The sequence below is a fragment of the Vibrio sp. 1978 genome, assembly GCF_033344345.1.
The window spans coordinates 356,471-377,719 of the sequence record NZ_JAWPOP010000002.1; the positions used below are offsets into that span (position 1 = coordinate 356,471).

Annotated in this window: 21 protein-coding genes; 10 read left to right on the plus strand and 11 right to left on the minus strand. The window is 44.5% G+C overall.

Annotation, left to right across the window (positions count from 1 at the left end; all coding sequences use genetic code 11):
* The first annotated feature begins 205 nt into the window (after positions 1 to 205).
* The 3 genes from R8N49_RS03580 to R8N49_RS03590 all read left to right on the plus strand — a co-directional run bounded on the left by R8N49_RS03580 (position 206) and on the right by R8N49_RS03590 (position 1,815).
* On the plus strand, positions 206 to 736 hold the full coding sequence (locus R8N49_RS03580) for a hypothetical protein (protein WP_258489259.1): 531 nt from the start codon (positions 206 to 208) through the stop codon (positions 734 to 736).
* Between the two features lie 191 nt (positions 737 to 927).
* On the plus strand, positions 928 to 1,320 hold the full coding sequence (locus R8N49_RS03585; RefSeq protein WP_017633769.1) for a DUF1353 domain-containing protein: 393 nt from the start codon (positions 928 to 930) through the stop codon (positions 1,318 to 1,320).
* A gap of 84 nt (positions 1,321 to 1,404) precedes the next feature.
* A complete protein-coding gene (locus R8N49_RS03590; protein ID WP_017633770.1) occupies positions 1,405 to 1,815 on the plus strand; it encodes a GNAT family N-acetyltransferase in 411 nt (136 codons plus the stop codon).
* Positions 1,816 to 1,888: 73 nt separating this feature from the next.
* Here R8N49_RS03590 and R8N49_RS03595 read toward each other — a convergent pair whose 3' ends face one another.
* Positions 1,889 to 3,664 (minus strand): SulP family inorganic anion transporter, encoded by a 1,776-nt coding sequence (locus tag R8N49_RS03595; RefSeq protein WP_005380390.1) that lies wholly within the window; start codon positions 3,662 to 3,664, stop codon positions 1,889 to 1,891.
* 206 nt (positions 3,665 to 3,870) lie between these two features.
* The gene (gene fadE, locus R8N49_RS03600; protein WP_005385392.1) at positions 3,871 to 6,315 is read right to left on the minus strand and encodes an acyl-CoA dehydrogenase FadE; all 2,445 of its coding nucleotides are present in this window, start codon (positions 6,313 to 6,315) and stop codon (positions 3,871 to 3,873) included.
* Positions 6,316 to 6,691: 376 nt separating this feature from the next.
* Between fadE and lpcA the strand changes: the two genes are divergently transcribed.
* The gene (lpcA, locus tag R8N49_RS03605) at positions 6,692 to 7,267 is read left to right on the plus strand and encodes a D-sedoheptulose 7-phosphate isomerase (protein ID WP_005380392.1); all 576 of its coding nucleotides are present in this window, start codon (positions 6,692 to 6,694) and stop codon (positions 7,265 to 7,267) included.
* A gap of 50 nt (positions 7,268 to 7,317) precedes the next feature.
* Positions 7,318 to 8,163 carry a class II glutamine amidotransferase gene (locus R8N49_RS03610; protein WP_005380394.1) on the plus strand — a complete coding sequence of 282 codons (846 nt, stop codon included), beginning with the start codon at positions 7,318 to 7,320 and terminating at the stop codon, positions 8,161 to 8,163.
* Between the two features lie 389 nt (positions 8,164 to 8,552).
* Here R8N49_RS03610 and purN read toward each other — a convergent pair whose 3' ends face one another.
* Together purN and purM are read right to left on the minus strand one after the other, a co-directional pair.
* The gene (gene purN, locus R8N49_RS03615; protein ID WP_005394347.1) at positions 8,553 to 9,209 is read right to left on the minus strand and encodes a phosphoribosylglycinamide formyltransferase; all 657 of its coding nucleotides are present in this window, start codon (positions 9,207 to 9,209) and stop codon (positions 8,553 to 8,555) included.
* Between the two features lie 151 nt (positions 9,210 to 9,360).
* Positions 9,361 to 10,401, minus strand: a complete 1,041-nt coding sequence (gene purM / locus R8N49_RS03620) for a phosphoribosylformylglycinamidine cyclo-ligase (protein WP_005389861.1) — start codon at positions 10,399 to 10,401, stop codon at positions 9,361 to 9,363.
* A gap of 179 nt (positions 10,402 to 10,580) precedes the next feature.
* Here purM and upp point away from each other — a divergent pair, with 179 nt between their 5' ends.
* On the plus strand, positions 10,581 to 11,207 hold the full coding sequence (gene upp, locus R8N49_RS03625) for a uracil phosphoribosyltransferase (RefSeq protein WP_005380401.1): 627 nt from the start codon (positions 10,581 to 10,583) through the stop codon (positions 11,205 to 11,207).
* Between the two features lie 116 nt (positions 11,208 to 11,323).
* Here the strand turns inward: upp and R8N49_RS03630 are convergent, their stop codons facing one another.
* A complete protein-coding gene (locus R8N49_RS03630) occupies positions 11,324 to 12,577 on the minus strand; it encodes a uracil-xanthine permease family protein (RefSeq protein ID WP_186584727.1) in 1,254 nt (417 codons plus the stop codon).
* Positions 12,578 to 12,942: 365 nt separating this feature from the next.
* Between R8N49_RS03630 and R8N49_RS03635 the strand changes: the two genes are divergently transcribed.
* Positions 12,943 to 14,151 carry a DUF2066 domain-containing protein gene (locus R8N49_RS03635; RefSeq protein WP_053306713.1) on the plus strand — a complete coding sequence of 403 codons (1,209 nt, stop codon included), beginning with the start codon at positions 12,943 to 12,945 and terminating at the stop codon, positions 14,149 to 14,151.
* A 140-nt stretch (positions 14,152 to 14,291) separates the two neighbouring features.
* Here R8N49_RS03635 and R8N49_RS03640 read toward each other — a convergent pair whose 3' ends face one another.
* From R8N49_RS03640 to R8N49_RS03655, 4 genes are read right to left on the minus strand one after another with little or no spacing between them, the layout of a single operon-like run.
* Complete coding sequence (locus R8N49_RS03640) at positions 14,292 to 14,732, minus strand: DUF2069 domain-containing protein (RefSeq protein ID WP_005380407.1); 441 nt, start codon at positions 14,730 to 14,732, stop codon at positions 14,292 to 14,294.
* 22 nt (positions 14,733 to 14,754) lie between these two features.
* Positions 14,755 to 15,324: an NAD(P)H:quinone oxidoreductase gene (gene wrbA, locus R8N49_RS03645; protein WP_053304481.1), complete on the minus strand. Its 570-nt coding sequence runs from the start codon at positions 15,322 to 15,324 to the stop codon at positions 14,755 to 14,757.
* The gene (gene arsC / locus R8N49_RS03650; RefSeq protein WP_054577599.1) at positions 15,325 to 15,675 is read right to left on the minus strand and encodes an arsenate reductase (glutaredoxin); all 351 of its coding nucleotides are present in this window, start codon (positions 15,673 to 15,675) and stop codon (positions 15,325 to 15,327) included.
* Positions 15,676 to 15,691: 16 nt separating this feature from the next.
* Positions 15,692 to 17,143, minus strand: coding sequence for a tetratricopeptide repeat protein (locus R8N49_RS03655; RefSeq protein ID WP_005394337.1), 1,452 nt, complete (start codon positions 17,141 to 17,143; stop codon positions 15,692 to 15,694).
* A 257-nt stretch (positions 17,144 to 17,400) separates the two neighbouring features.
* On the opposite strand from R8N49_RS03655, the gene R8N49_RS03660 reads away from it, so the two are divergent.
* Both R8N49_RS03660 and R8N49_RS03665 read left to right on the plus strand, forming a co-directional pair.
* On the plus strand, positions 17,401 to 17,637 hold the full coding sequence (locus R8N49_RS03660) for a sulfurtransferase TusA family protein (RefSeq protein WP_005380414.1): 237 nt from the start codon (positions 17,401 to 17,403) through the stop codon (positions 17,635 to 17,637).
* Between the two features lies 1 nt (position 17,638).
* Positions 17,639 to 18,712 (plus strand): AI-2E family transporter, encoded by a 1,074-nt coding sequence (locus R8N49_RS03665; protein WP_005389843.1) that lies wholly within the window; start codon positions 17,639 to 17,641, stop codon positions 18,710 to 18,712.
* A gap of 77 nt (positions 18,713 to 18,789) precedes the next feature.
* Here the strand turns inward: R8N49_RS03665 and bcp are convergent, their stop codons facing one another.
* Together bcp and R8N49_RS03675 are read right to left on the minus strand one after the other, a co-directional pair.
* Positions 18,790 to 19,260, minus strand: a complete 471-nt coding sequence (gene bcp, locus R8N49_RS03670) for a thioredoxin-dependent thiol peroxidase (protein WP_005380418.1) — start codon at positions 19,258 to 19,260, stop codon at positions 18,790 to 18,792.
* A 16-nt stretch (positions 19,261 to 19,276) separates the two neighbouring features.
* Positions 19,277 to 19,819 (minus strand): glycine cleavage system protein R, encoded by a 543-nt coding sequence (locus R8N49_RS03675; RefSeq protein ID WP_005380420.1) that lies wholly within the window; start codon positions 19,817 to 19,819, stop codon positions 19,277 to 19,279.
* A 476-nt stretch (positions 19,820 to 20,295) separates the two neighbouring features.
* Here R8N49_RS03675 and dapA point away from each other — a divergent pair, with 476 nt between their 5' ends.
* A complete protein-coding gene (dapA, locus tag R8N49_RS03680; RefSeq protein WP_005380422.1) occupies positions 20,296 to 21,174 on the plus strand; it encodes a 4-hydroxy-tetrahydrodipicolinate synthase in 879 nt (292 codons plus the stop codon).
* Positions 21,175 to 21,249: the final 75 nt, after the last annotated feature.

Here is a 21,249-nt window from a genome sequence, read left to right on the forward strand (position 1 = left end):
AGAAACGGAGCCAATCGGCTCCGTTTTTTTATCAAGTTACCAAGTTGGAAGAAGAAAAATGGATAAATTATGAATATTTAAGTTTACTGTATTCAAATATATGTTTGGGATTTTATATAAATAATATATCATTTTTACTTTCTAAATTGGTTGCATTTTTAATGTGACTAACTTTCAAAACAATCAATTAAAGATAAAAGAAATAATGAATAAAATTTTAGCTTTTTTTTGTGCAGTGATAATTGTAGGTTGTTCTTCTATTGATAATGGTGTTAATAATCCAGATTCGGGAAGTAATAATTCAAAATCACTTGATACCTTCACTTTCGATCCCTTAAGTAAAATCCAAAAAGTAGAAATACCAACTTATTATGATGGCTTGTTTGATACAGCAAGACCCTATTTAGATGAAAAGTACCCTTACACTTATGTCAGTAAACCTCAAGCATACATAATTGATGACGAGATTATTTCTTTTGCTCCCTGGTTTCCTGTCGAAGGAAGGTTTACGGTTTTTCCAACCGCTCACTATATAGTTATAACTCAAGAAACCGAGAGTGGCTTAGTCTCCGCACGATTTAATCATGAACAAGTAATTAAGCTGTTAAGTGAAGAGTATAAAATTACTGAGCATACAAGTCCGTTTTTTCATTATGTTCTAGAGGTTTCTCCAAGTGAACAAGCCAATTTTGTAGAAGATATCCATAAAAAATTGAGTAGACTTCCTTCAGAATAAGGGTTTCTGGTTGAATTTTGATCAATAAAGTCAGGGGTTCTGGCTTTATTGATTGCATGGAGTTCTATTCATATTGATTTGGGCTTTGTAATAGGTAGTACGCCATAATAACAAGAGCCGATCTTGTAGGGTTTCTGGATAAATATTCAGCTGTGCGTGATAAATAAGAATAAGTAAACGCGAGGTCTCTGATGAAATACAAAAAGCGTCAGAAGTATAAATACACTCTCCATTCTGAAGAAAAGATTGAGACTCACATTTCAGTGAGTAACGCGTATGACAGCCCTTTTCTTAGTTTGTCCAAACAAGGCGTGTTAACGATTAAAAAGGGCTATGCATGGGATGGAGCGAGTGGGCCAGCGTTAGACACAAAAAACATTATGAAAGCTTCTTTAGTGCATGATGCTCTTTACCAACTCATGAGGGAAGAGGTGTTGCCACAAAGTGCTCGAAAGCATGCGGATACGTTGTTGAGAGAAACATGTTTAGAAAAAGGAATGTCTAGCTTCAGAGCAACTTATATCTATTATGGCGTCAGAGTTGTCGGTGGCTTCTTTTCTAGACCTGATACTTTGTGTGCTTAATGGGAACATCTTTCCAACGTCTAACTGTTTATTTATACAGTTTAGTTATGTAAGCTCCAAGGTGATACAAAGGAGTAGTACATAATGACAATAAGATATGAAGAGCATGTGCCAAGCCCGAAAGAATACTGTGATATGCGTGTCAAAGCCGGGCTATCACCCAAATCGTTGAAAGCTGCTGAAATTGGTCTACCCAATTCGTTATATGGCGTATCTGTTCGGGATGAAGGAAAGCTCATTGCAATGGGTCGGGTTGTTGGTGACGGGGCGTGTAACTTCGAAATTGTCGACGTTGCCGTTGATTCTGATTATCAAGGTAACGGTTTAGGTAGAAAAGTCATGGAATACATCGACGGTTATCTTTCTTCTGTTGCACTTGAAGGCTCTTACGTTTCTATGATTGCTGATGAACCGGTCTTTTACGAAAAGCTTGGTTATAGGCTGGTGGCTCCTAAAAGCCAAGGGATGACAAAAAAGTTTAAGCCAAAGGCATAACACGTATTCAGCTGTGAAGATAAGCACTAGAAAACAGGAGTTTAATTTCCTGTTTTCTATATTAAATTTCTATTTAAGCCACTTCTGGAATTGGTTTGGGTGGCTGCTCTAAATCAGGCTCTTTTTGAACAGTAGGAATTTGTCCCTCACCCACAGCACTGATGTAACAGCCACTAAGTTTAATGGCAAGGTACATATCAGCTCGCAGTAAGATGCCTCCTTCACTGGTGCTGATACCAGTAAGCTCACACCATTGACGAAGACGTCGTTTCCTTCCTGCTAGGATTAAGCGTACGCCTCTCTTTTTCAAAGTATTGTGAATATCTGCCAGTGTTGCCATCACACTGAGATCCAAGTGAGTAAAGCTCGATACGGCGTCGATGACAACGCAACTTGCGTCTTTGTGATGCTCTGCCTGCTCTAACACTCTACGTTTAAAGTAAGGAGCATTGAAGTAAGTTAGCGGTGAGTTAAAGCGGTAAATCACCATTCCAGGAATAGGCGAAGCTTTTCCTGAGTCGTCGATGGTCCGAATGGTACCTTTTTCATCCAAGCCAAGTAGCTGATCACTCGGTCGCATGACAATCCGTAAAAATTGAAACAGCCCTAGCAATACCGCCAAAGTGATCCCCGGTATTACACCCACGATCAACACAGAAATAAAAGTAATGATGGCCAGATAAAATGCATCTTTGTCACGAGATTTTAATTTCCAAATTGCTTTAAGATCGAGCAGCGATAGGGACGCAATGATCAATACAACACCAAGTGAAGCGATAGGGATGAACTGCAAAGGCTCGTAAATAAATACCGCAATAATGGCAATGGTGATTGCGGCGACAATCGAAACTAATTGAGATTTACCGCCATTTGCATCATTGACGGCTGTGCGTGAGTCAGCGCCGCTTATTGCGAAACCTTGTGAAAACGCTGAGGCAATGTTGGCAAAACCCAACGCCTGAAACTCTTTATTTGCATCAATATCATAACCGTTTTTAGCCGCGAAACTGCGGGCGGTGAGCATCATGCTAACAAAACTGACAATCGCAAGGTTGAGCGCCGGGACTACTAGTTCACGAACTTCACCTAGCTCAAATTCCGGTGTTTGAAACTGAGGGAAGCCACCTTGAGTGAGTCCGACAACCGATACGCCCATCTCTTGTAAATGGAAAAACCAAACTGACGCAGTAGTTACGAGGATCGCCAGCATGGCAGCAGGCCAAGTTGGTCGGTAGCGTTTGGTGAGCAAATAAACGACAACCGTCACGATACTCAGAGTTACAGTAGGCCAATGAAGATCGGTTAATCGTTGTGGAGCTTCCCATAAACGTTCCAGTAAATAACGTTGCTCGTATTTCAAACCGACTACTTTCGCAAACTGACCAACGATAATTGTGAGAGCAACACCGTTGAGTAGACCCAAAAGAATCGGACGAGAAAGGAAATCTGCAAACACTCCTAGCTTGAAACGACTTGCCAGTACACACCAAATCCCCGTCATCGCTGTCATGGTCATAACCAACTGCCAATGTTTTGTGGGGTCACCTGCGGCAAGTGGTGTCACAACAGCAGCAATCACTGCACAGGTTGCTGCATCGGGTCCGACAATGAGTTGTCGAGATGTGCCCATCATGGCGTAAACCAACATTGGCAGTACACACGAATACAGACCGACAATTGCGGATACACCAGTTAACTGTGCATAAGCTATGGCAACTGGCAGTGCAACCGCGACAACAGAAAAGGCGGCTCTGAAGTCGTTAACAAACCATTCTTTTTGATAATGCTTAAGCTGAACAAGCCCTGGGAACCACTGTGCGAGTAATATTTTAGCCAACGGATTTACCATATATGTGAGTGAGTTACTTAAAGTATACACCGCTTAGTTGGAACGTCTGTGAGTTCGTTATCACTGGAAATCGGGGGAAAGATTGGAGTGCGTGGCTTTTATTGCGATTGCGCAGGGGCTTCGTGGTGTGAGGTGTTATGAACGCTATTCTGGAAGCAATAAAAAACGGGAGCTGATACTCCCGTTTGTGGTCTCAGATTCTAGAGTTATGCGACGCTATCCATCTGAGGGTATAGCGGCTTTGCGGCAAGCAGTTCCGGCTCAAAATCGTCAACGTTGATTGTATCTAGACGATGCTGTTCCGCTTCTCTGAGTAGATCGGCTTCTTCTTGCGTGATAAAGCCTTGCTCTAGCCCTTCCTGAGCAATCATATCCAAACGTAAGAATGGGCGACGCTTACCTTGCGCTTTACATACTTTGTCAAACACAGGCTCAGCTTGAAGAATGACTGATAGTGCAAGCTCAATCTTACCTGCTGCGTTGTGCTCGGTTGGTTCAAGGTATTGACCGCGACCAATGCGTGAGCGCGTTGCACTTGGCGTTTGTAGAATGCGTGCCACTTTACTGTCTAGTTTATCGCTTGGTGCTTTGCGTACGCGACCAAATGGCATGATTAACACGCGTAGCGCACGGCCAATCACTTTGTTCGGGAAGTTTGCTAAGAACTCATCTACTGCCACTTCCGCTTGTTTCAAACTGTCTTGTAGACCCCAGTGTACTAATGGTAAATCTTCGACTGGGCGGCCATCTTGCTCAAAACGTTTCAACGTCGCAGAGCTCAAATATAGCTGGCTTAGAATGTCACCAAGACGTGCTGATAGACGCTCTTTACGCTTCAAAGAGCCACCTAGCACTGCCATTGAGATATCCGATAGCAGAGCAAGGTTTGCACTGTAACGGTTCAATTGTTGGTAGTAACGCTTGGTTGCATCTTTGGTTGGTGATGAAGAGCCCAGACCGTCGCTCAAACCAAACCAGATACTGCGCACTAGGTTACTCATTGTAAAGCTCACGTGACCAGCAAGCGCTTTATCAAATTTCTCGACAGCATTACTTGCTTCAGAATACGCCGCGTTCATTTCTTCAAGAACGTACGGATGGCAACGAATTGCGCCTTGGCCAAAGATGATCATTGAGCGTGTTAGAATGTTAGCACCCTCAACCGTTACCGCGATTGGCGCACCTTGGTAACCACGAGCTAGGAAGTTAGAAGGTCCCATACAGATACCTTTACCGCCTACGATGTCCATTGCATCGATGATGCTTTGCTGGCCGCGGTGCGTACAGTGATACTTCACGATAGCTGAGATTACTGATGGCTTTTCACCTAAATCGATACCCGCAACGGTTAAGTTGCTTGCTGCATCCATCACGTAAGCATTACCACCCAAGCGTGCTAATGGTTCTTCAACTCCTTCCATATGGCCGATCGGCTGTTTGAACTGACGGCGAATACGTGAGTAAGCACCGGTTGCCATTGCCGCAGTTTTGATGCCACCTGTTGAGTTTGAAGGTAGCGTGATACCACGTCCAACCGACAGACACTCAACCAGCATACGCCAACCTTGGCCCGCCATTTTTTCGCCACCGATAATGAAATCGATAGGAACAAAGATGTCTTTACCGCGCGTTGGACCATTTTGGAATGGCACATTGAGTGGGAAGTGTCGGTTACCAATCTCAACACCTTTGACATCAGTTGGGATAAGCGCACAAGTGATGCCAAGATCTTCTTTGTCGCCTAGCAAACCTTCAGGATCGCGAAGTTTAAATGCTAAGCCTAGTACCGTTGCGACTGGCGCTAGGGTGATGTAGCGCTTGTTCCAAGTCAGGCGCATACCCAGTACTTCTTTTCCTTCCCATTCGCCTTTGCAGACCACACCGTAATCTGGAATAGAGCCTGCGTCAGAACCCGCTTCTGGGCTCGTTAAGGCGAAACAAGGGATTTCCTTACCTTCAGCTAAACGCGGTAAGTAATGATTTTTTTGATCTTCAGTACCGTAGTGTTGCAGTAGCTCACCTGGGCCCAAAGAGTTAGGAACACCAACGGTAGACGATAGAACGCCAGAAACACCCGTTAGTTTTTGTAGTACTAGTGATTGCGCGTATGCTGAGAATTCCAGACCACCGTACTTTTTCTTAATGATCATGGCGAAGAACTTATGATCTTTCAGGTATTGCCAAACTTCTGGCGGTAAGTCCGCGAGTTCATGGGTCACTTGGAAATCACTCACCATGGCGCACACTTCATTCACAGGGCCGTCTAAAAAGGCTTGTTCTTCCGCACTTAACTTAGGTGCTTGAATCGCGTGTAGCTTTTGCCACTCTGGTTTGCCTTTAAACAGTTCGGCTTCCCACCAGACGGTACCTGCGTCTAACGCTTCTTTTTCGGTTTGAGACATAGCTGGCAGCACTTTCTTGAAAAGTACTAACGCTTTGCGGCTAATTAAAGACTGACGTACGCCAGGAACCGCGAGCACAGCTGCGGCGAGAACGTAAATAGCCCAACCAATAACGCCGACAGTTCCTGCTACTGTAAGAGCCAGCATGGCCGCGGTGAGTAAGCTAATAGATTTCACGAGAGACATGCGGTGGTAGAGCGTAATGCCTAGCACGATCGCCATCGTGATGATTGAGAGCAAGATGTCCATATATATTTTCCTTTTCAGACTTTATAAGTTTTGTACGTCTGCATGTTAGGTAAGAGGTCTAACCAGTTGGTTTAAGTGTAATCAAAATATTAAGGAAATGTAAAACATAAGATTGGATAAAAAGTGATCTAAGTAGAGTTAAAATTCTAAAGTTGAGATTTGAGTGATGGTTTCATGAGCAAGTTGACAAGTTTATTACCATCACTAATCTAAATCTGTTGGTTCACTATCGACACTAATTCTCGTTTGTGGGTAAACTCAGAGTAATCAAACCCGAGCTCAGGTTTATGAAATGTCCGATACCAAATTGGTATCAGAACAATTTGCTCAGTGAGTCTAGAGCTGACTGAAGCCGAAATAATAAAGAGAACGTCTTATGTACCATGATCTGATTAGAAGTGAATTAAACGAAGCTGCTGAAGTGCTCAACAAATTTTTAAGCGATGACCATAACATTGCGCAAATCGAAGCAGCGGCGAAAATGATTGCTGACTCATTCAAGCAAGATGGTAAAGTATTGTCATGTGGTAACGGTGGTTCTCACTGTGATTCAATGCACTTTGCCGAAGAGCTAACAGGCCGTTACCGAGAAAATCGTCCTGGCTATGCTGGTATTGCTATTTCAGATCCAAGCCACCTTTCTTGTGTGAGTAATGACTTTGGTTATGACTTCGTGTTTTCACGTTATGTAGAAGCGGTTGGTCGAAAAGGTGACGTACTGTTTGGTCTGTCGACTTCAGGTAACTCAGGTAACATCCTGAAAGCGATTGAAGCAGCACAAGCGAAAGGCATGAAGACGATTGCGCTAACAGGTAAAGATGGCGGCAAAATGGCAGGCCTTGCAGATATTGAAATCCGCGTGCCACACTTTGGTTATGCAGACCGCATTCAGGAAATTCATATTAAGATTATTCATATCATCATTCAGTTGATCGAAAAAGAGATGGAATAATCGTTTACGGCCACCGTTTCGAGCTGTGTTGTTAGGGAGTTTTTTAAACCATGTGTGAATTGCTCGGTATGAGCGCTAATGTTCCGACGGATATTTGTTTCAGTTTTACTGGGCTCATGCAGCGTGGAGGTCGAACCGGCCCACACCGTGACGGATGGGGGATCACCTTCTACGAAGGGAAGGGCTTTCGAACCTTCAAAGATCCCAAGCCAAGTTGTGAGTCTAAAATAGCAGAGTTGGTACAAAATTATCCCATCAAAAGTCGTGCGGTCGTTAGTCATATCCGACAGGCGAATCGTGGTGGTGTTAATTTAGAAAATACTCATCCCTTTACACGTGAGCTGTGGGGTAGGTATTGGACGTTTGCGCATAACGGTCAGCTCTCTGGCTATCAAGACTTGCATACAGGTCGACATCGACCTGTCGGTGAAACAGATAGTGAACTGGCATTTTGCTGGTTATTGAAGCAAATGGAAGATCGATATCCTGAGCCACCAAAGGATATGGAGTCGGTATTCTTATATGTTGCTAAATGTTGTGATGAGCTAAGAGAGAAGGGTGTATTTAACATGCTTCTGAGTGATGGTGAGTATGTAATGACGTATTGCACCAATCATTTGTATTGGATCACAAGACGCGCACCGTTTGGAAAAGCTGCTTTGCTTGATGAAGATGTGGAAATTAACTTCCAAGAAGAAACAACGCCACATGACATCGTTTCTGTGATCGCAACTCAACCTTTGACGGGCAACGAAGCTTGGCAGCGTATGAAACCTGGCGAATACGGCTTGTTTCACCTAGGTGAACTAGTCAAAAATAATGCCTCTGAACTGGTAAATGTGCCGTTTGCGGCGGCTAAGCCGGGCAATCAAGCGCCAACGGAACCGTTAGAGTGATGGTCTCTTACTCTGAATATAAAAATAAAGCTCGCGATTAAGCGAGCTTTATTTTTATGCGTTTTAAACCGAGTTCGGATACGGATGAGCATTCTTACTTTCTAGAGTGCTGGTAGTAGAGTCCTAGTCTCGCTAAGGCTTGCTGTAAAGACGTAACTGATAGAAATTTCTCATAAAACACCTCGTCAGTCTGAACGGTGAAGAACGAACCAGATGCAGAATCTACTTTCCGAGTGTTATGTTACTCAAGTGGTTATGGGATTTTTTAGAATGCTGGGTTTTAGGTTTCTAGTCTCACCATGGTTTTCTTGAATCAAGTTTATAAGTATTAAAACAACCAAGAGCAGCCCTCAGGCTGCTCTTTTGTGCTTGGAGTTTATTATTCAGGGCTACTCATCTGAGGCGTACCCATGTACGCCAAGCTCTGCGCCATCTAAATAGGCTTTACCATCCTTCATGATCAACCGCTCGTCTACCAGCCACTTAGCCACCATAGGGTAGATTCGGTGCTCCTGCGCCTGAACACGTGCCGCAAGTACACTAGCATCATCGTCTTCGAACACAGGAACTTTTGCTTGCAGTATGACAGGGCCACCATCAAGCTCTTCCGTTACAAAGTGCACACTCGTACCATGTTCTTTATCGCCAGCATCAATTGCTCTCTGGTGTGTGTGTAGCCCAGGATATTTTGGTAGAAGAGAAGGGTGGATATTGATCATCTTACCCATGTAATGAGAAACAAATGCGCTGCTCAGAATGCGCATGTAACCAGCAAGAATAATCACGTCTGGTTGGTATTCATCTATTTGACTCATTAGCTCTGCATCAAAGCTTTCACGCGAGCTGAATGCTTTAGGGTCGACAAAGTGACCGTCCACATCAAACTTTTTTGCACGTTCTAAACCAAAAGCATCTGCTTTGTTAGAGAACACGGCTGCCACTCGTGCGTTTGGCATGCTGTCTTCGCAAGCTTCCAAGATAGCTTGCAGGTTACTTCCGTTACCCGAGATGAGGACCACAATGTTTTTTAGGGTATGGTTTTTCATGATGTCGAGAGCGCCTTGGTATTGTAGGTTGGAGTTATGTAGCTTCTAAACTACCTACTAATAGAATGGTTTTTAGTGTTCTAGATAGCAAAATGAGGACCTAGTCATCTAGTGTCCTCATTCTTCTTATCTTTTGAGCTCGATTTGCAAATTATTGGATTTCAACTTGCTCTTCGTTCGCGTCTGCTTGTGCGATTTGACCAATCACCCACGCGTTTTCGCCTTCTTCTTTAAGAAGAGCAACTGCTGCATCTGCCTGGTCTTTCGGTAGTGCGACGATTAGACCTACACCACAGTTGAATGTGCGGTACATTTCGTGTGTGTCGACGTTGCCTTTCTCTTGTAGCCACTTGAAGATAACTGGCCATTCCCAACTGTTACCATCGATAACTGCTTTCGTGCCTTCAGGCAGTACGCGTGGGATGTTTTCCCAGAAACCACCACCAGTGATATGAGAAATCGCATGGATGTCGTGTTTCTCAATCATCTTAAGTGCTGACTTGATGTAAATTTTTGTTGGTTCTAGTAGGTGCTCACCAATAGTGCGGCCTGCTAGCTCTTCGCTCTTATCTGCACCAGATACTTCTAGGATCTTACGGATAAGGGAGTAACCGTTTGAGTGTGGGCCGCTTGAGCCAACAGCGATAAGTGCATCACCAGCAGCGACTTTCGTGCCGTCAATCACGTCTTCTTTTTCTACTACGCCAACACAGAAACCAGCTACGTCGTAGTCTTCGCCTTCATACATGCCCGGCATCTCCGCAGTTTCGCCACCAATTAGGGCACAACCTGCTTGAACACACCCTTCTGCGATACCTGAAACAACATCCGCTGCGGTATCAACGTCTAGTTTGCCTGTTGCATAGTAATCTAGGAAAAACAGTGGCTCTGCGCCTTGCACGATAAGATCATTTACACACATTGCCACTAGGTCGATGCCGATCGTGTCGTGCTTGTTCATATCCAGTGCTAGGCGAAGTTTTGTGCCAACGCCATCAGTACCGGAAACCAGTACAGGTTGTTTGTATTTAGTTGGCAATTCGCATAGCGCGCCAAAACCACCGATACCACCCATAACTTCAGGGCGACGAGTACGTTTTACCGCACCCTTAATACGATCCACAAGCGCGTTGCCTGCATCAATATCTACACCAGCGTCTTTATAGCTAAGAGAAGAGTTGTTACCACTCACAGGGAAGTCCTCGGTATTAAGTTGGATATGAAAACGGCGCTATTCTAACAGTGCTTAAACATAGATGGCAAACGTTTGCGTCTGTTTTTTTCTTTAGTGATTTATCCTGATATCCCTGTGAAAATCATGTATAATCTGAAGGTTTGTTTAAATATTGCCAACTATAGCCGGAGATGGACATGAAAGTTGTTGAAGTAAAGCACCCTCTAGTAAAACATAAAATTGGTCTAATGAGAGAAGGTGACATCAGCACAAAACGTTTTCGTGAGTTAGCGACTGAGGTCGGTAGCCTACTTACTTACGAAGCAACGTCAGACTTTGAAACAGAAAAAGTGACCATTGATGGTTGGAACGGTCCGGTAGAAGTAGACCAGATTAAAGGTAAAAAAGTAACCGTAGTGCCAATCCTACGTGCAGGTCTAGGCATGATGGATGGAGTTCTTGAGCACATGCCAAGCGCACGTATCAGTGTTGTGGGTATTTACCGTGATGAAGAAACGCTTGAGCCAGTTCCTTACTTCAACAAGCTTGCTTCAAACATCGAGGAGCGTATTGCGCTTGTTGTTGACCCAATGCTTGCAACAGGTGGTTCTATGATTGCTACTATCGATCTCCTAAAAGAGAAAGGTTGTAACCAAATCAAAGTGCTGGTACTTGTTGCTGCACCAGAAGGTATTGAAGCGCTAGAAAAAGCACACCCAGATGTTGAACTATACACTGCGGCAATCGATGAGAAGCTTAATGACAAAGGCTACATCGTTCCGGGTCTAGGCGATGCAGGTGATAAGATCTTCGGTACTAAGTAATTCTTTGATGTATTACTATGACTGAACAGAAAAAGGCTTGGTGAAAACCAAGCCTTTTTTGTATCTACAAGAGGAGAAGAGTAAGACACGCCACCTAATAAAGCGGCGCAAACGAACTATTTCGCGCTTTCTTCTTCCATTTGTGCGTTATCCACAACGTGGTTTTCACCTAAATCGTTTGGTAGCACAAGGTTAAGAATAATTGCCACGATACCGCATAGGCTCACACCTTGTAGACTGAACTCACCAATACCGAAAGCCATACCACCAATGCCAAACACAAGTGTTACGGCAACAATCACTAGGTTACGAGACTTATGTAAATCAACGTTATTCTTGATCAGTGTGTTGAGGCCTACCGTTGCGATGGAGCCGAACAGCAGAATCATGATGCCGCCCATAACAGGAACTGGAATCGTTTGAAGAACCGCACCTAGCTTACCTACCAATGCAAGTACGATTGCGGTGATTGCTGCCCAAGTCATGATCACAGGGTTAAATGCTTTGGTTAGCATTACCGCTCCTGTTACTTCACTGTAAGTGGTGTTTGGTGGAGCACCCACCATCGAAGCTGCGATAGTTGCCACCCCGTCACCTGCGATTGTGCGGTGAAGGCCTGGTTTTTTCAGGTAGTTTTTACCTGTAACGTTTGAGATAGCAAGCATGTCACCTACGTGCTCAACCGCAGGTGCGATAGCGACAGGAATCATGAACAAAATTGCGTTGATATTGAACTCTGGCGCGGTGAAGTTTGGCATGGCTAGCCAAGCCGCTTGTTCTACGGGAGTGAAATCAACCACACCGTAGGATAGAGAAACAGAGTAACCAGCAAGAATACCACCAACAATAGGAACGAGCTTCAAAAAGCCTTTTGCAAAAACGCTGAGTACAATGGTTGTGAGCAGTGAGACCGCCGAGATAATGATCGCAGCATCACCATTAACTAGCTGTGCCGCTCCATCACCAGTTTTACCTACCGCCATGTTCACTGCTGTTGGGGCAAGGCCAAGGCCGATAACCATGATCACAGGGCCAACGACAACGGGCGGGAGAATTTTATGGATAAATCCAACACCGCGCACTTTGATCATCGCCCCTAGAGCCACATAAACTAAGCCCGCTGCCATCAAGCCGCCCATTGTTGCACCGATACCCCAAGTTTGGATACCGAACATAATAGGAGCAATAAACGCAAAAGAAGAGGCAAGGAAGATGGGAACAGAACGTTTAGTCATTAATTGGAAGAGGAGAGTACCGACACCGGCACCAAAGAGGGCTACGTTTGGATCAAGGCCAGTTAGGAGCGGCACAAGCACCAAAGCACCAAAAGCGACAAAGAGCATTTGAGCGCCTTGTAACGCGTTTTTCATAATAATTCCCTATTTTCAAGATACGCAGACAAATCCGGCGAATACTATCATCCTGCAATCGTTTGCAATGTTGCATAGATCAAACTTTCGATTGAATTTTTCCCATAAATAGCACTTTTGAGAGTTGCTTGCTTGCAAATTGTCCTCTTTTACGTGTCTTGCGTGAAGATGAAAAATGGACAGCCTAACTTGTTGAGATAGCTTAATAAGCAATGAGTTTATTATAAAAAATAGCACTGAAGCGCTGGTTGAGGCCCGAGTTAACAAAGCTGGTCATAATACAGACAATTTACTCAGTACTTACCTTGCTCAAGATTTGATAGTTGCTTATTATTCGGGTTCTTGTTCAGAGGATTATAAAAACTATGCGCTATTTAGCTCTCTTACTGATAGGTTGGTTGTCCCTACCAGTATATGCATTAACTCAGGTGGATATCTATCGTGCCGAAGTGGTTATCGACAGTGAGCAGAACGACGGTGAGTCTTTGGCTCGTCAACAAGGTATGCAGGATGTGATTGTTCGAGCGACCGGTTCTCAATCCTCTTTAAGCAATCCAGTGATTAAAAAGGCACTTAGCTCAAGTGCGCGTTACATTTCTCAACTGAGCTATGGGCAGGTTGATGGAAAAGCGAGCCTAAAAATGTTGTTTAACAACGACCAAATCAGCTCTCTTTTAACACAAGCACAATTGCCATCTTGGTCGCCAAATCGTGCCAATATTTTAGTTTGGATGGTTGAAGAACAGGGTTACGATCGTAACATCGCGTGGGAGCACTCTGAATCTTCAAATGTTGCAGCACTTCGTAGCGCAGCGAAATTAAGAGGCCTACCAATCACTATCCCGGTTGGGGACTTTGATGATGTAACCGGTGTTAATGTCTCTGATCTTTGGGGCGGCTTTATTGAGCCAATTGGTCAAGCCAGCCAGCGCTACCCAGCTGACGCCGTTTTGGTTGTACGAGCTCAAGGTGAACAAATTCGTTGGACACTCTACGACCAGTCGCCAACGAGAATTGTAGAAGCGCAACGTTCTCCGCGTAGCGGGTCTGCATCAGGTGCTAATGCTATTGCAGAAATGGTGGATGGCATCGCAGACTACTATGCAAGTAAGAGTGCAGTTGTGGTTTCAGGAAAGTCTTCAAAGGCGCTAGCAGTGAAAGTCCTTAATGTAACCTCTGCCACGGACTTCTTCCGTTTAGAGAATGCGCTAAAACAACTTAATTCGGTTGCGGGTACAGAGATTAAGCGTGTTCAAGGGGACGAGTTAACGCTCAACATCCACCTTTTGGCATCACAACAAGCTTTTGAGAAAGAAGCTTCTTCTATTTCTCAATTAATGGTTTTTGAAGATCCTATAGGTGAAGTTGATGCCCCAGCTTCAACTCAAGAAGAAGAGCCATTGGTTCAGAGTAATGAAGCAAAAGACGCCGCGACGCCAAAAGAAGCGCAGCCTGAAGTACCAGTAAATGTTGTGGCAGAAGCAAGTGACGAAACACAACCAACTCAGCCGATGATTGTGGAGCCTGTCCGAGAACAGTATGACTTGATCTACGAGTGGCGCTCGGCATCGTAATCGCCTTGGTAGCGTTCCAGGCGTGAAACGCAAGGGTCAAACACCAATGTGGTAAGCATAAAAAAGAGTCGCAATAGCGACTCTTTTTGTTTTCTAAATTCGTATTCGAACCAATGATCAGTGATTGACTGCGATTGGCGTTATTTATTGAATTTCGCTTTTTCTTCTTTTTCTACTTGAGAGAGGCGTTTCAACTTAAGGCCTAGCTCTTTGCCTCTCGCTCTAGCAAACAAAATATTGCCAGCGAAACCGAGTGAAGTCAGTATCAGTTCCACTGCCGCAAGCCAGCGTTCACCCCCATCCACATAGAGGATGGTCAGCGCATGCAAGAAATACAGCATAAGAACAAAGTTAGCCCAAGCATGAGTGTAAGGCTTACCAGCTAAAATACCAGGCAACGGAAGTAGTAGCGGAATACACCAAGCAATAGCAAGTGTTGTGCTGCTGAGGTGAGGGTGAGGGGATAACGCAAGCTGCCAAATAGCGACCCAGGCTAATAAGGCTAAGTTGCCAAATAAAGCCAGGTAACGATAGGTTTTAGCCTGTGTACCGAGTGGTGTTTGGTCTAAAGAGTCAGACATCGATTAACTATCCTTGATTTTACTAACAGACTTTTAGTTTTAACGCTGCAGTTGCCAGCCTTTTGCCTAATTGTTGTGCCAGGCGAATCTCTTCACTGCTTAGGGTTGCCTCATGGCCTACACTGCTGGCGCCATACGGAGTGCCTCCGGACTGCGTAGTGTGTAACTCTGGCTCGGAATAAGGAATGCCCAAAACCATCATCCCATGATGCAATAAAGGGGTCATCATGCTTTGTAACGTTGTTTCTTGACCACCATGCATTGAGGACGAAGAGGTAAAGACACAAGCAGGCTTATCGATTAAGTCACCACTGACCCATAAAGATGTAGTCTGATCCCAGAAGTGCTTTAAAGGCGCAGCCATGTTGCCAAACCAGACGGGACTGCCAAACGCTAGACCGTCGCACGTTTTTAGTTCCTCTAGAGTAACAATTGGATCAGAAGGGGAGTGTGAGTGAGGTGACAGTTCTTCAACTGTACGCAAAATTGCATGGCATTGAGGAGTCGATTCGACTCCTCTTGCTATTTGTCTTGCCAGTTGTTTTGTCGAGCCATGACGGCTGAAATACAAAATAAGGATCTGGCAATCCATTTATAAAATATCCAACACTAGCTCTGGTGGGCGACCAATTTTTGCTTTGCCGTTAGCAACGACTACCGGACGCTCAAACAACTTTGGATTTTTCGCCATTGCTTCGAATAATTGCTCATCGCTGACGGAGTCTTCGCCTAAGCCAAGCTCTTTATATTCACTTTCTTTAGTGCGCATCATTTCACGTACAGATGAAAAGCCAAGCTGGGCGTACAGCGCTTTTAGTTCATCCACGTTAAGTGGTGTGTCTAGGTATTTGACGACTTCCGGTGTAACACCATTTTGCTCAAGCAGTTCAAGTGTTTGACGGCTCTTTGAGCAACGAGGGTTGTGATAAATCACGACTGACATGGTTTTCTCCATTTCGTTATTGTAATGCCATGAATCGATCTCTTTGGATCATGAGTTGGTCGATACGGGCATCGTATCGCGCTTGCTCTAAGCTGCCCAACTTGGCCATTTTACTTGCTTCACTATAATATTGAATCGCTTTATTCCAATTTGCTCGCAATGCCAAAATTTCTGCTCGAGCAGCCAACTCTTCATCGCTACGCCCCAGCGCGTGGTAGCTCTTCGATATTAGGTGCCAGCCATTTGTATCTTCAGGATAGTCATGAGTGTATCTTTGAAGAACTCGCGTGGCTTGATCGTTTTTATTGTCCTCAAGTAGCGCATTGGCGTAGTTAATGGTCAATACTTTATTTTGAGGGTTACGAGATAACGCTTTGCGGAGCATCTCGGTTGCTTTTTCTGGCTGCTTCTTCTCGATGTATAAATCCGTCATAGCGTCCAAGTAAAACGGGTTACTTGGGTCTTGTTCCAGTAACTTTTTCAAAATTGGTTCCGCTTGAGATAAGCGTTTATTGTCTAAATGCACGAGTGCTCGACCATAATCAAAAGCAGGTGTAATGTCCGCAGAGGCTTTCTTTTGGGTTCTCTCAAACCAGCTCAGGGCGGCTTGTCCATCAATGCCAGCGTAACGAGCCACAATGCGCGCGCGAGCTAGATGATAGTCTATTGAAGGCACAACACGCATTGGAGGATAGGTTCTTGCTCGCGCACGGCTATCGGTAATTCGATCTTCAGGCAGAGGGTGAGTCAGGAGCATTGGTGGCGGTTTACTCGCATAACGATACTCATCAGCAAGACGGCCAAAAAACCTTGGCATTGCTTGAACATCAAAACCGGCTTTTGCTAGTGTCGAAATACCAAAGCGATCCGCTTCTTTTTCGTTTGCACGAGTGTAGTTGATTTGACTTTGCATGTTGCCCGCGGTTGCTGCTGTAATTGCAGCCATCCCCGCTTCGGGTGAGGCAATTGAAAGCAGTAGTGCCCCCGCAAGTGCGGCTAATGTGGCCGGAGAGCGGCGTGCTTGTTCTTCCATACTCCGAGCAAGATGACGTTGTGTGACGTGCGCTATCTCGTGAGCGACAACAGAGGCCAGCTCACTTTCTGAACGAGCATGAAGAAACAACCCAGAATGCAGCGCTACATAGCCACCAAAAAACGCGAACGCGTTGATATTACGGTCGCGAATCATAAAGAAGTGGAACGGCGTTTTTACATCATTCGCATTGGCCACTAATTTGTGCCCAAGAGAGTCAATATATTCATTGATGACAGGGTCATTAACGATAGGTTTACTGGCTCTGAGCATACGCATATAGGCGTCGCCATAAATCAACTCTTGGTCTATTGAAAGCGTGCCACCAGCAGCTGTGCCAATGTCTGGCAAGTCAATGCTATTGGCATAAGTTGTCGGCGAACTGATGGCAGCAGCAAGACATAAGCAAACTAGCGAGCGAGTGCGTTTTAACATACGTTTAAAAGGTTCTCCAAAATACATAAGCATGTGGTTACAGGTCGAGAGCCCATTAACAGCGCCACATACGTTTTGGTTATCCGTGAGGATATAAGCTAACAGTAAGACCGGAAATAAATGAATTGGTTTCGTAAATTATTTTATATCCGAGCTATTTCAGCATGTGGTTAAATCATGTCAGAAGTGCTAGCACCAGCTCAAAAAGCCGTTACAATACAACCCTATCATAAGTGCAGAGCAATACAATGGAATCCATGTTACTTGATTTGCGTGAGCAACGTTGTCCTATGGCACTGTTACTTGCAAAGCGTCATGCTGCTGAGGTCTTTCAAGGAGAAGCAAAGCAGTATCATCAACTTGTCATTCAAGTGGTGGACAACAGCTCTAAACGAGACATTGTGAACTATCTTAGTGCCCAAGGGTACTCGGTTGATTGCCAATCTACATCAGAGCACTACACATTGACTGTCTTCAATAAGGAATCCGCATAAGATGTTTGAAATGGTTAGTCGTTGGTATAAACGACGTTTCTCTGACCCTCACGCAGTAAGTCTCGTCGCGATCTTGCTGTTTGGCTTTATCACCATTTACTTCTTTGGACACTTGATTGCGCCATTACTTGTCGCGATCGTTTTGGCTTATCTACTTGAATGGCCAGTTGTCAAAATGTGTCGTATGGGCGTGCCGCGCACTTTGTCGGTTATTATCGTGATCTTGGTCTTTGTCGGGTTAATGTTAATTGCGTTGTTTGGCTTGGTTCCGACGATTTGGACTCAGGTCGGTAATCTAATTAACGATATTCCGAACATGTACAACGGGCTACAAAAGTTTATTGTCACATTGCCAGAGCGCCATCCTGAACTAGCCAATTTAGAAATAGTAGAAACCGTGGTGACGAACGCCAAAAACCAAGCACTGGGGCTGGGTGAAAGTGTCGTCAAAGGGTCGCTTGCTTCATTAGTTAGCATTGCAACGCTAGCGGTATATTTGATCTTAGTGCCACTCCTTATCTTCTTTTTGCTTAAAGACAAAGAAGAAATGCTGCGAATCGCAAGTGGTATTCTGCCGAAAAACCGTAAATTGGCGAATAAAGTTTGGCATGAAATGAACGAGCAGATATCAAATTACATTCGCGGTAAAGTGTTAGAGATTTTAATCGTGGGCGGTGTGAGCTACGTGACTTTTGCCCTTTTAGATCTTCGTTACTCGGCGTTGCTTGCCGTAGCTGTTGGTCTGTCGGTTTTGATTCCTTATATCGGTGCGGCGGCTGTTACTGTACCTGTTGCTATCGTTGGTTTGTTCCAATGGGGTTTAACGCCTCCGTTTTATTGGTTGTTGCTTGCTTACGGTATTATCCAGGCGCTGGATGGTAATGTGTTGGTTCCTGTTCTGTTTTCCGAGGCAGTAAACTTACACCCAGTTGCTATCATTGTGGCTGTATTAGTCTTTGGTGGGCTGTGGGGTTTTTGGGGGGTGTTCTTCGCCATTCCTTTAGCGACATTAGTCAAAGCCGTATGGCATGCATTACCAAGCACGGAAGAAAACGAACCTGTCGAACAAGAGTAGTTGTTACCAAAGGTACGATGGTTACAAGAAAGCCCAGCAGTTTGCTGGGCTTTTTGTTTGTAGAAAAACAATAGCGTTTAAGCGTTTTCGTTTAAGTAGTTTAATACGACTTCGTGGTGATCTTTGGTTTTGAACTTGTTGAACACATGTTCGATCACGCCTTCTTCATTGATCAGAAAGCTAATGCGGTGAAGACCGTCGTATACTTTGCCCATGAATTTCTTTTCGCCCCAAACGCCGAACTGGTCAGCAACGGCATGGTCTTCATCAGAAAGCAGAGTGAAGTTTAAATCATCGCGCTCGATGAACTTGCCTAGACGCTTTACAGGGTCGATGCTTACGCCGAGTACCACCACGTTATGTGCATCGAGTTCAGCTTTGATGTCACGAAGGCCTTTTGCTTGTGTAGTACAACCCGGCGTCATCGCCTTAGGGTAAAAGTAGAAAAGTACTTTCTTGCCTTTAAAGTCTTCAAGAGAAACGGTATTTCCGTCTTGGTCGAGCAAAGAGAAGGCTGGCGCTGGCGAGCCTGCTGTCAGCGTATTCATTTTGATTTCCTTTACTTTATAGTGTGTTTTTAATGAAATTCAGAGAACCTTGTACGTTGAGCGACTTACAAAGTTCATCGAAGTCTTCTTGTAACTGCATCAAATTAAAATCCGCGCTTACAGATGCAGTAATCGCAATGTGAAACTGGTCAGAATCGAGTTGAATTTTCGACTTGCTGATGGTTTGCGCGCTAAGAGAGTCTAAACCAATCTGCTGATCAGCGAAGAACTTAGTAAATTTTTCAGTTAACCCAGGGCGGTCTTCAGACTCAATAAACACTTCCATGGTGTAGCTGTTATCGAGCAGTTCGTGCGCCGCTGTGCGTTTCATGATCGTAATAAGGTCATGTTCTTGGCCAAGCAGGGGCAATTGTGTTTCAACTCGAGTCACGCTGCTGGCGTTCCCAGTCAGGAGCATGATCAGCGTAAATTCGCTGCCAAAGATAGCGATACGGCTATCGACTATGTTACAACCAGCTTGAGTAACGAGCTGTACGACTTGGTTACAAATGCCTGGACGGTCCGTTCCAACTGCTGTAAGTACCAGATGTTGCTTCATAAATGAGCTTCTTGTCCTTTCTTCAATAGAGAGATGTTAGCACAGATATTGCGAAGAAATATCGAGCCAGTTCTTTTTTAGTCCATAAAAAAGCAGTCGGAGCTTGAGGGGAGTGGTGGGAAATAAACAGTAAATGCAGGCTATAGGATAAACAAAACGTTTGCATGATGTGCTTGCCTATTGTCTGGCCGTTTTATTCACTTAGATCTGACTTGGCTAACAAGACCAAAGAGTATATTTTCCTTGCTTGTGCTCTTCAGTATTTTCCAAATCACTGATAGATTCTAAAGTCACTCGAAAGCCCAACACGATTATCAATATTGCCGTTAATCAAACCAAATAGAGCAATTAAGTTGCTAGACCTCTAACAACTGATAATTATTCATTCATTTGTACTTTGTAAGCGAGTTTACGCTCTTGTGTTTTTCAATCGCATTACAGTACCATGCAGAAAGAGTTAAATGAGGGAGATAAACATGTTTTCAGGAAGTATCGTAGCGCTGATTACGCCATTCAAAGCAGATGGCGAAGTAGACTTTGACGGTCTGCAAAAGCTAGTAGAGTACCACGTTGAAGCGGGTACAGACGGTATTGTGGCAGTAGGCACAACAGGTGAGTCAGCGACACTGACCATTGAAGAGCATGTGAAGGTCGTTAATAAAACTGTTGAGTTTGCCGACGGTCGCATCCCTGTGATTGCTGGCACGGGTGCAAATGCAACCCATGAGGCAGTAACATTTAGCAAATTACTGGCTGATTCTGGTATTGCTGGCTTCCTGAGTGTGACACCGTATTACAACAAACCAACTCAAGAGGGTTTGTTTTTACATTACAAGGCAATTGCCGAAGCGAGTGACGTGCCTCTAATTTTGTACAACGTACCAGGCCGTACTGCTGTTGATATGCAGCCAGAAACAGTGGCACGCTTGTCAAAGCTTGATAATATCGTGGCTCTAAAAGATGCAACGGGCGATTTGGAACGAATTGCAATTCATCGTGAACTTTGTGGCGAAGATTTTATCTTACTAAGTGGCGATGATGCGACAGGGCTGGATTTTGTGAAACTTGGCGGCAATGGTGTTATCTCGGTAACGAACAATATTGCAGCTAAAGACATGGCAGACATGTTCCATTTGGCAAGTGAAGGTAAGTACGAAGAAGCAGAAGCGATTAACCAACGCTTGATGACTCTACACAAAAACCTTTTCATCGAAGCAAGCCCTATCCCAGTAAAATGGGCAGCGCAAAAGCTTGGTTTGATTGAAGAAGGTGGTTTGCGTCTTCCTTTAACTACGCTTTCTGAAAAATCGCAGCCGATCGTCGAGCAGGCGCTAACAGACGCCCATATTTATTAAGATTGAGCTATTAAGATTGAGTTACTAGGATTGAAGTTCATACTGGGGGCCAAAGCGCCCTCGGTGTTTTAGGAG

Excerpts from the sequence above, each read along its gene's own strand:
- wrbA (WP_053304481.1), bottom strand. The coding sequence starts at position 15,324 with ATGGATTGCCAGATCCTTATTTTGTATTTCAGCCGTCATGGCTCGACA.
- purN (WP_005394347.1), bottom strand. The coding sequence starts at position 9,209 with ATGAAAAACCATACCCTAAAAAACATTGTGGTCCTCATCTCGGGTAAC.
- R8N49_RS03590 (WP_017633770.1), top strand. The coding sequence starts at position 1,405 with ATGACAATAAGATATGAAGAGCATGTGCCAAGCCCGAAAGAATACTGT.
- R8N49_RS03665 (WP_005389843.1), top strand. The coding sequence starts at position 17,639 with ATGTTTGAAATGGTTAGTCGTTGGTATAAACGACGTTTCTCTGACCCT.
- arsC (WP_054577599.1), bottom strand. The coding sequence starts at position 15,675 with ATGTCAGTCGTGATTTATCACAACCCTCGTTGCTCAAAGAGCCGTCAA.
- R8N49_RS03630 (WP_186584727.1), bottom strand. The coding sequence starts at position 12,577 with ATGAAAAACGCGTTACAAGGCGCTCAAATGCTCTTTGTCGCTTTTGGT.
- R8N49_RS03595 (WP_005380390.1), bottom strand. The coding sequence starts at position 3,664 with ATGGTAAATCCGTTGGCTAAAATATTACTCGCACAGTGGTTCCCAGGG.
- R8N49_RS03585 (WP_017633769.1), top strand. The coding sequence starts at position 928 with ATGAAATACAAAAAGCGTCAGAAGTATAAATACACTCTCCATTCTGAA.
- R8N49_RS03610 (WP_005380394.1), top strand. The coding sequence starts at position 7,318 with ATGTGTGAATTGCTCGGTATGAGCGCTAATGTTCCGACGGATATTTGT.
- fadE (WP_005385392.1), bottom strand. The coding sequence starts at position 6,315 with ATGGACATCTTGCTCTCAATCATCACGATGGCGATCGTGCTAGGCATT.
- R8N49_RS03655 (WP_005394337.1), bottom strand. The coding sequence starts at position 17,143 with ATGTTAAAACGCACTCGCTCGCTAGTTTGCTTATGTCTTGCTGCTGCC.
- upp (WP_005380401.1), top strand. The coding sequence starts at position 10,581 with ATGAAAGTTGTTGAAGTAAAGCACCCTCTAGTAAAACATAAAATTGGT.
- bcp (WP_005380418.1), bottom strand. The coding sequence starts at position 19,260 with ATGAATACGCTGACAGCAGGCTCGCCAGCGCCAGCCTTCTCTTTGCTC.
- R8N49_RS03660 (WP_005380414.1), top strand. The coding sequence starts at position 17,401 with ATGTTACTTGATTTGCGTGAGCAACGTTGTCCTATGGCACTGTTACTT.
- R8N49_RS03675 (WP_005380420.1), bottom strand. The coding sequence starts at position 19,819 with ATGAAGCAACATCTGGTACTTACAGCAGTTGGAACGGACCGTCCAGGC.
- R8N49_RS03635 (WP_053306713.1), top strand. The coding sequence starts at position 12,943 with ATGCGCTATTTAGCTCTCTTACTGATAGGTTGGTTGTCCCTACCAGTA.
- R8N49_RS03580 (WP_258489259.1), top strand. The coding sequence starts at position 206 with ATGAATAAAATTTTAGCTTTTTTTTGTGCAGTGATAATTGTAGGTTGT.
- dapA (WP_005380422.1), top strand. The coding sequence starts at position 20,296 with ATGTTTTCAGGAAGTATCGTAGCGCTGATTACGCCATTCAAAGCAGAT.
- R8N49_RS03640 (WP_005380407.1), bottom strand. The coding sequence starts at position 14,732 with ATGTCTGACTCTTTAGACCAAACACCACTCGGTACACAGGCTAAAACC.
- lpcA (WP_005380392.1), top strand. The coding sequence starts at position 6,692 with ATGTACCATGATCTGATTAGAAGTGAATTAAACGAAGCTGCTGAAGTG.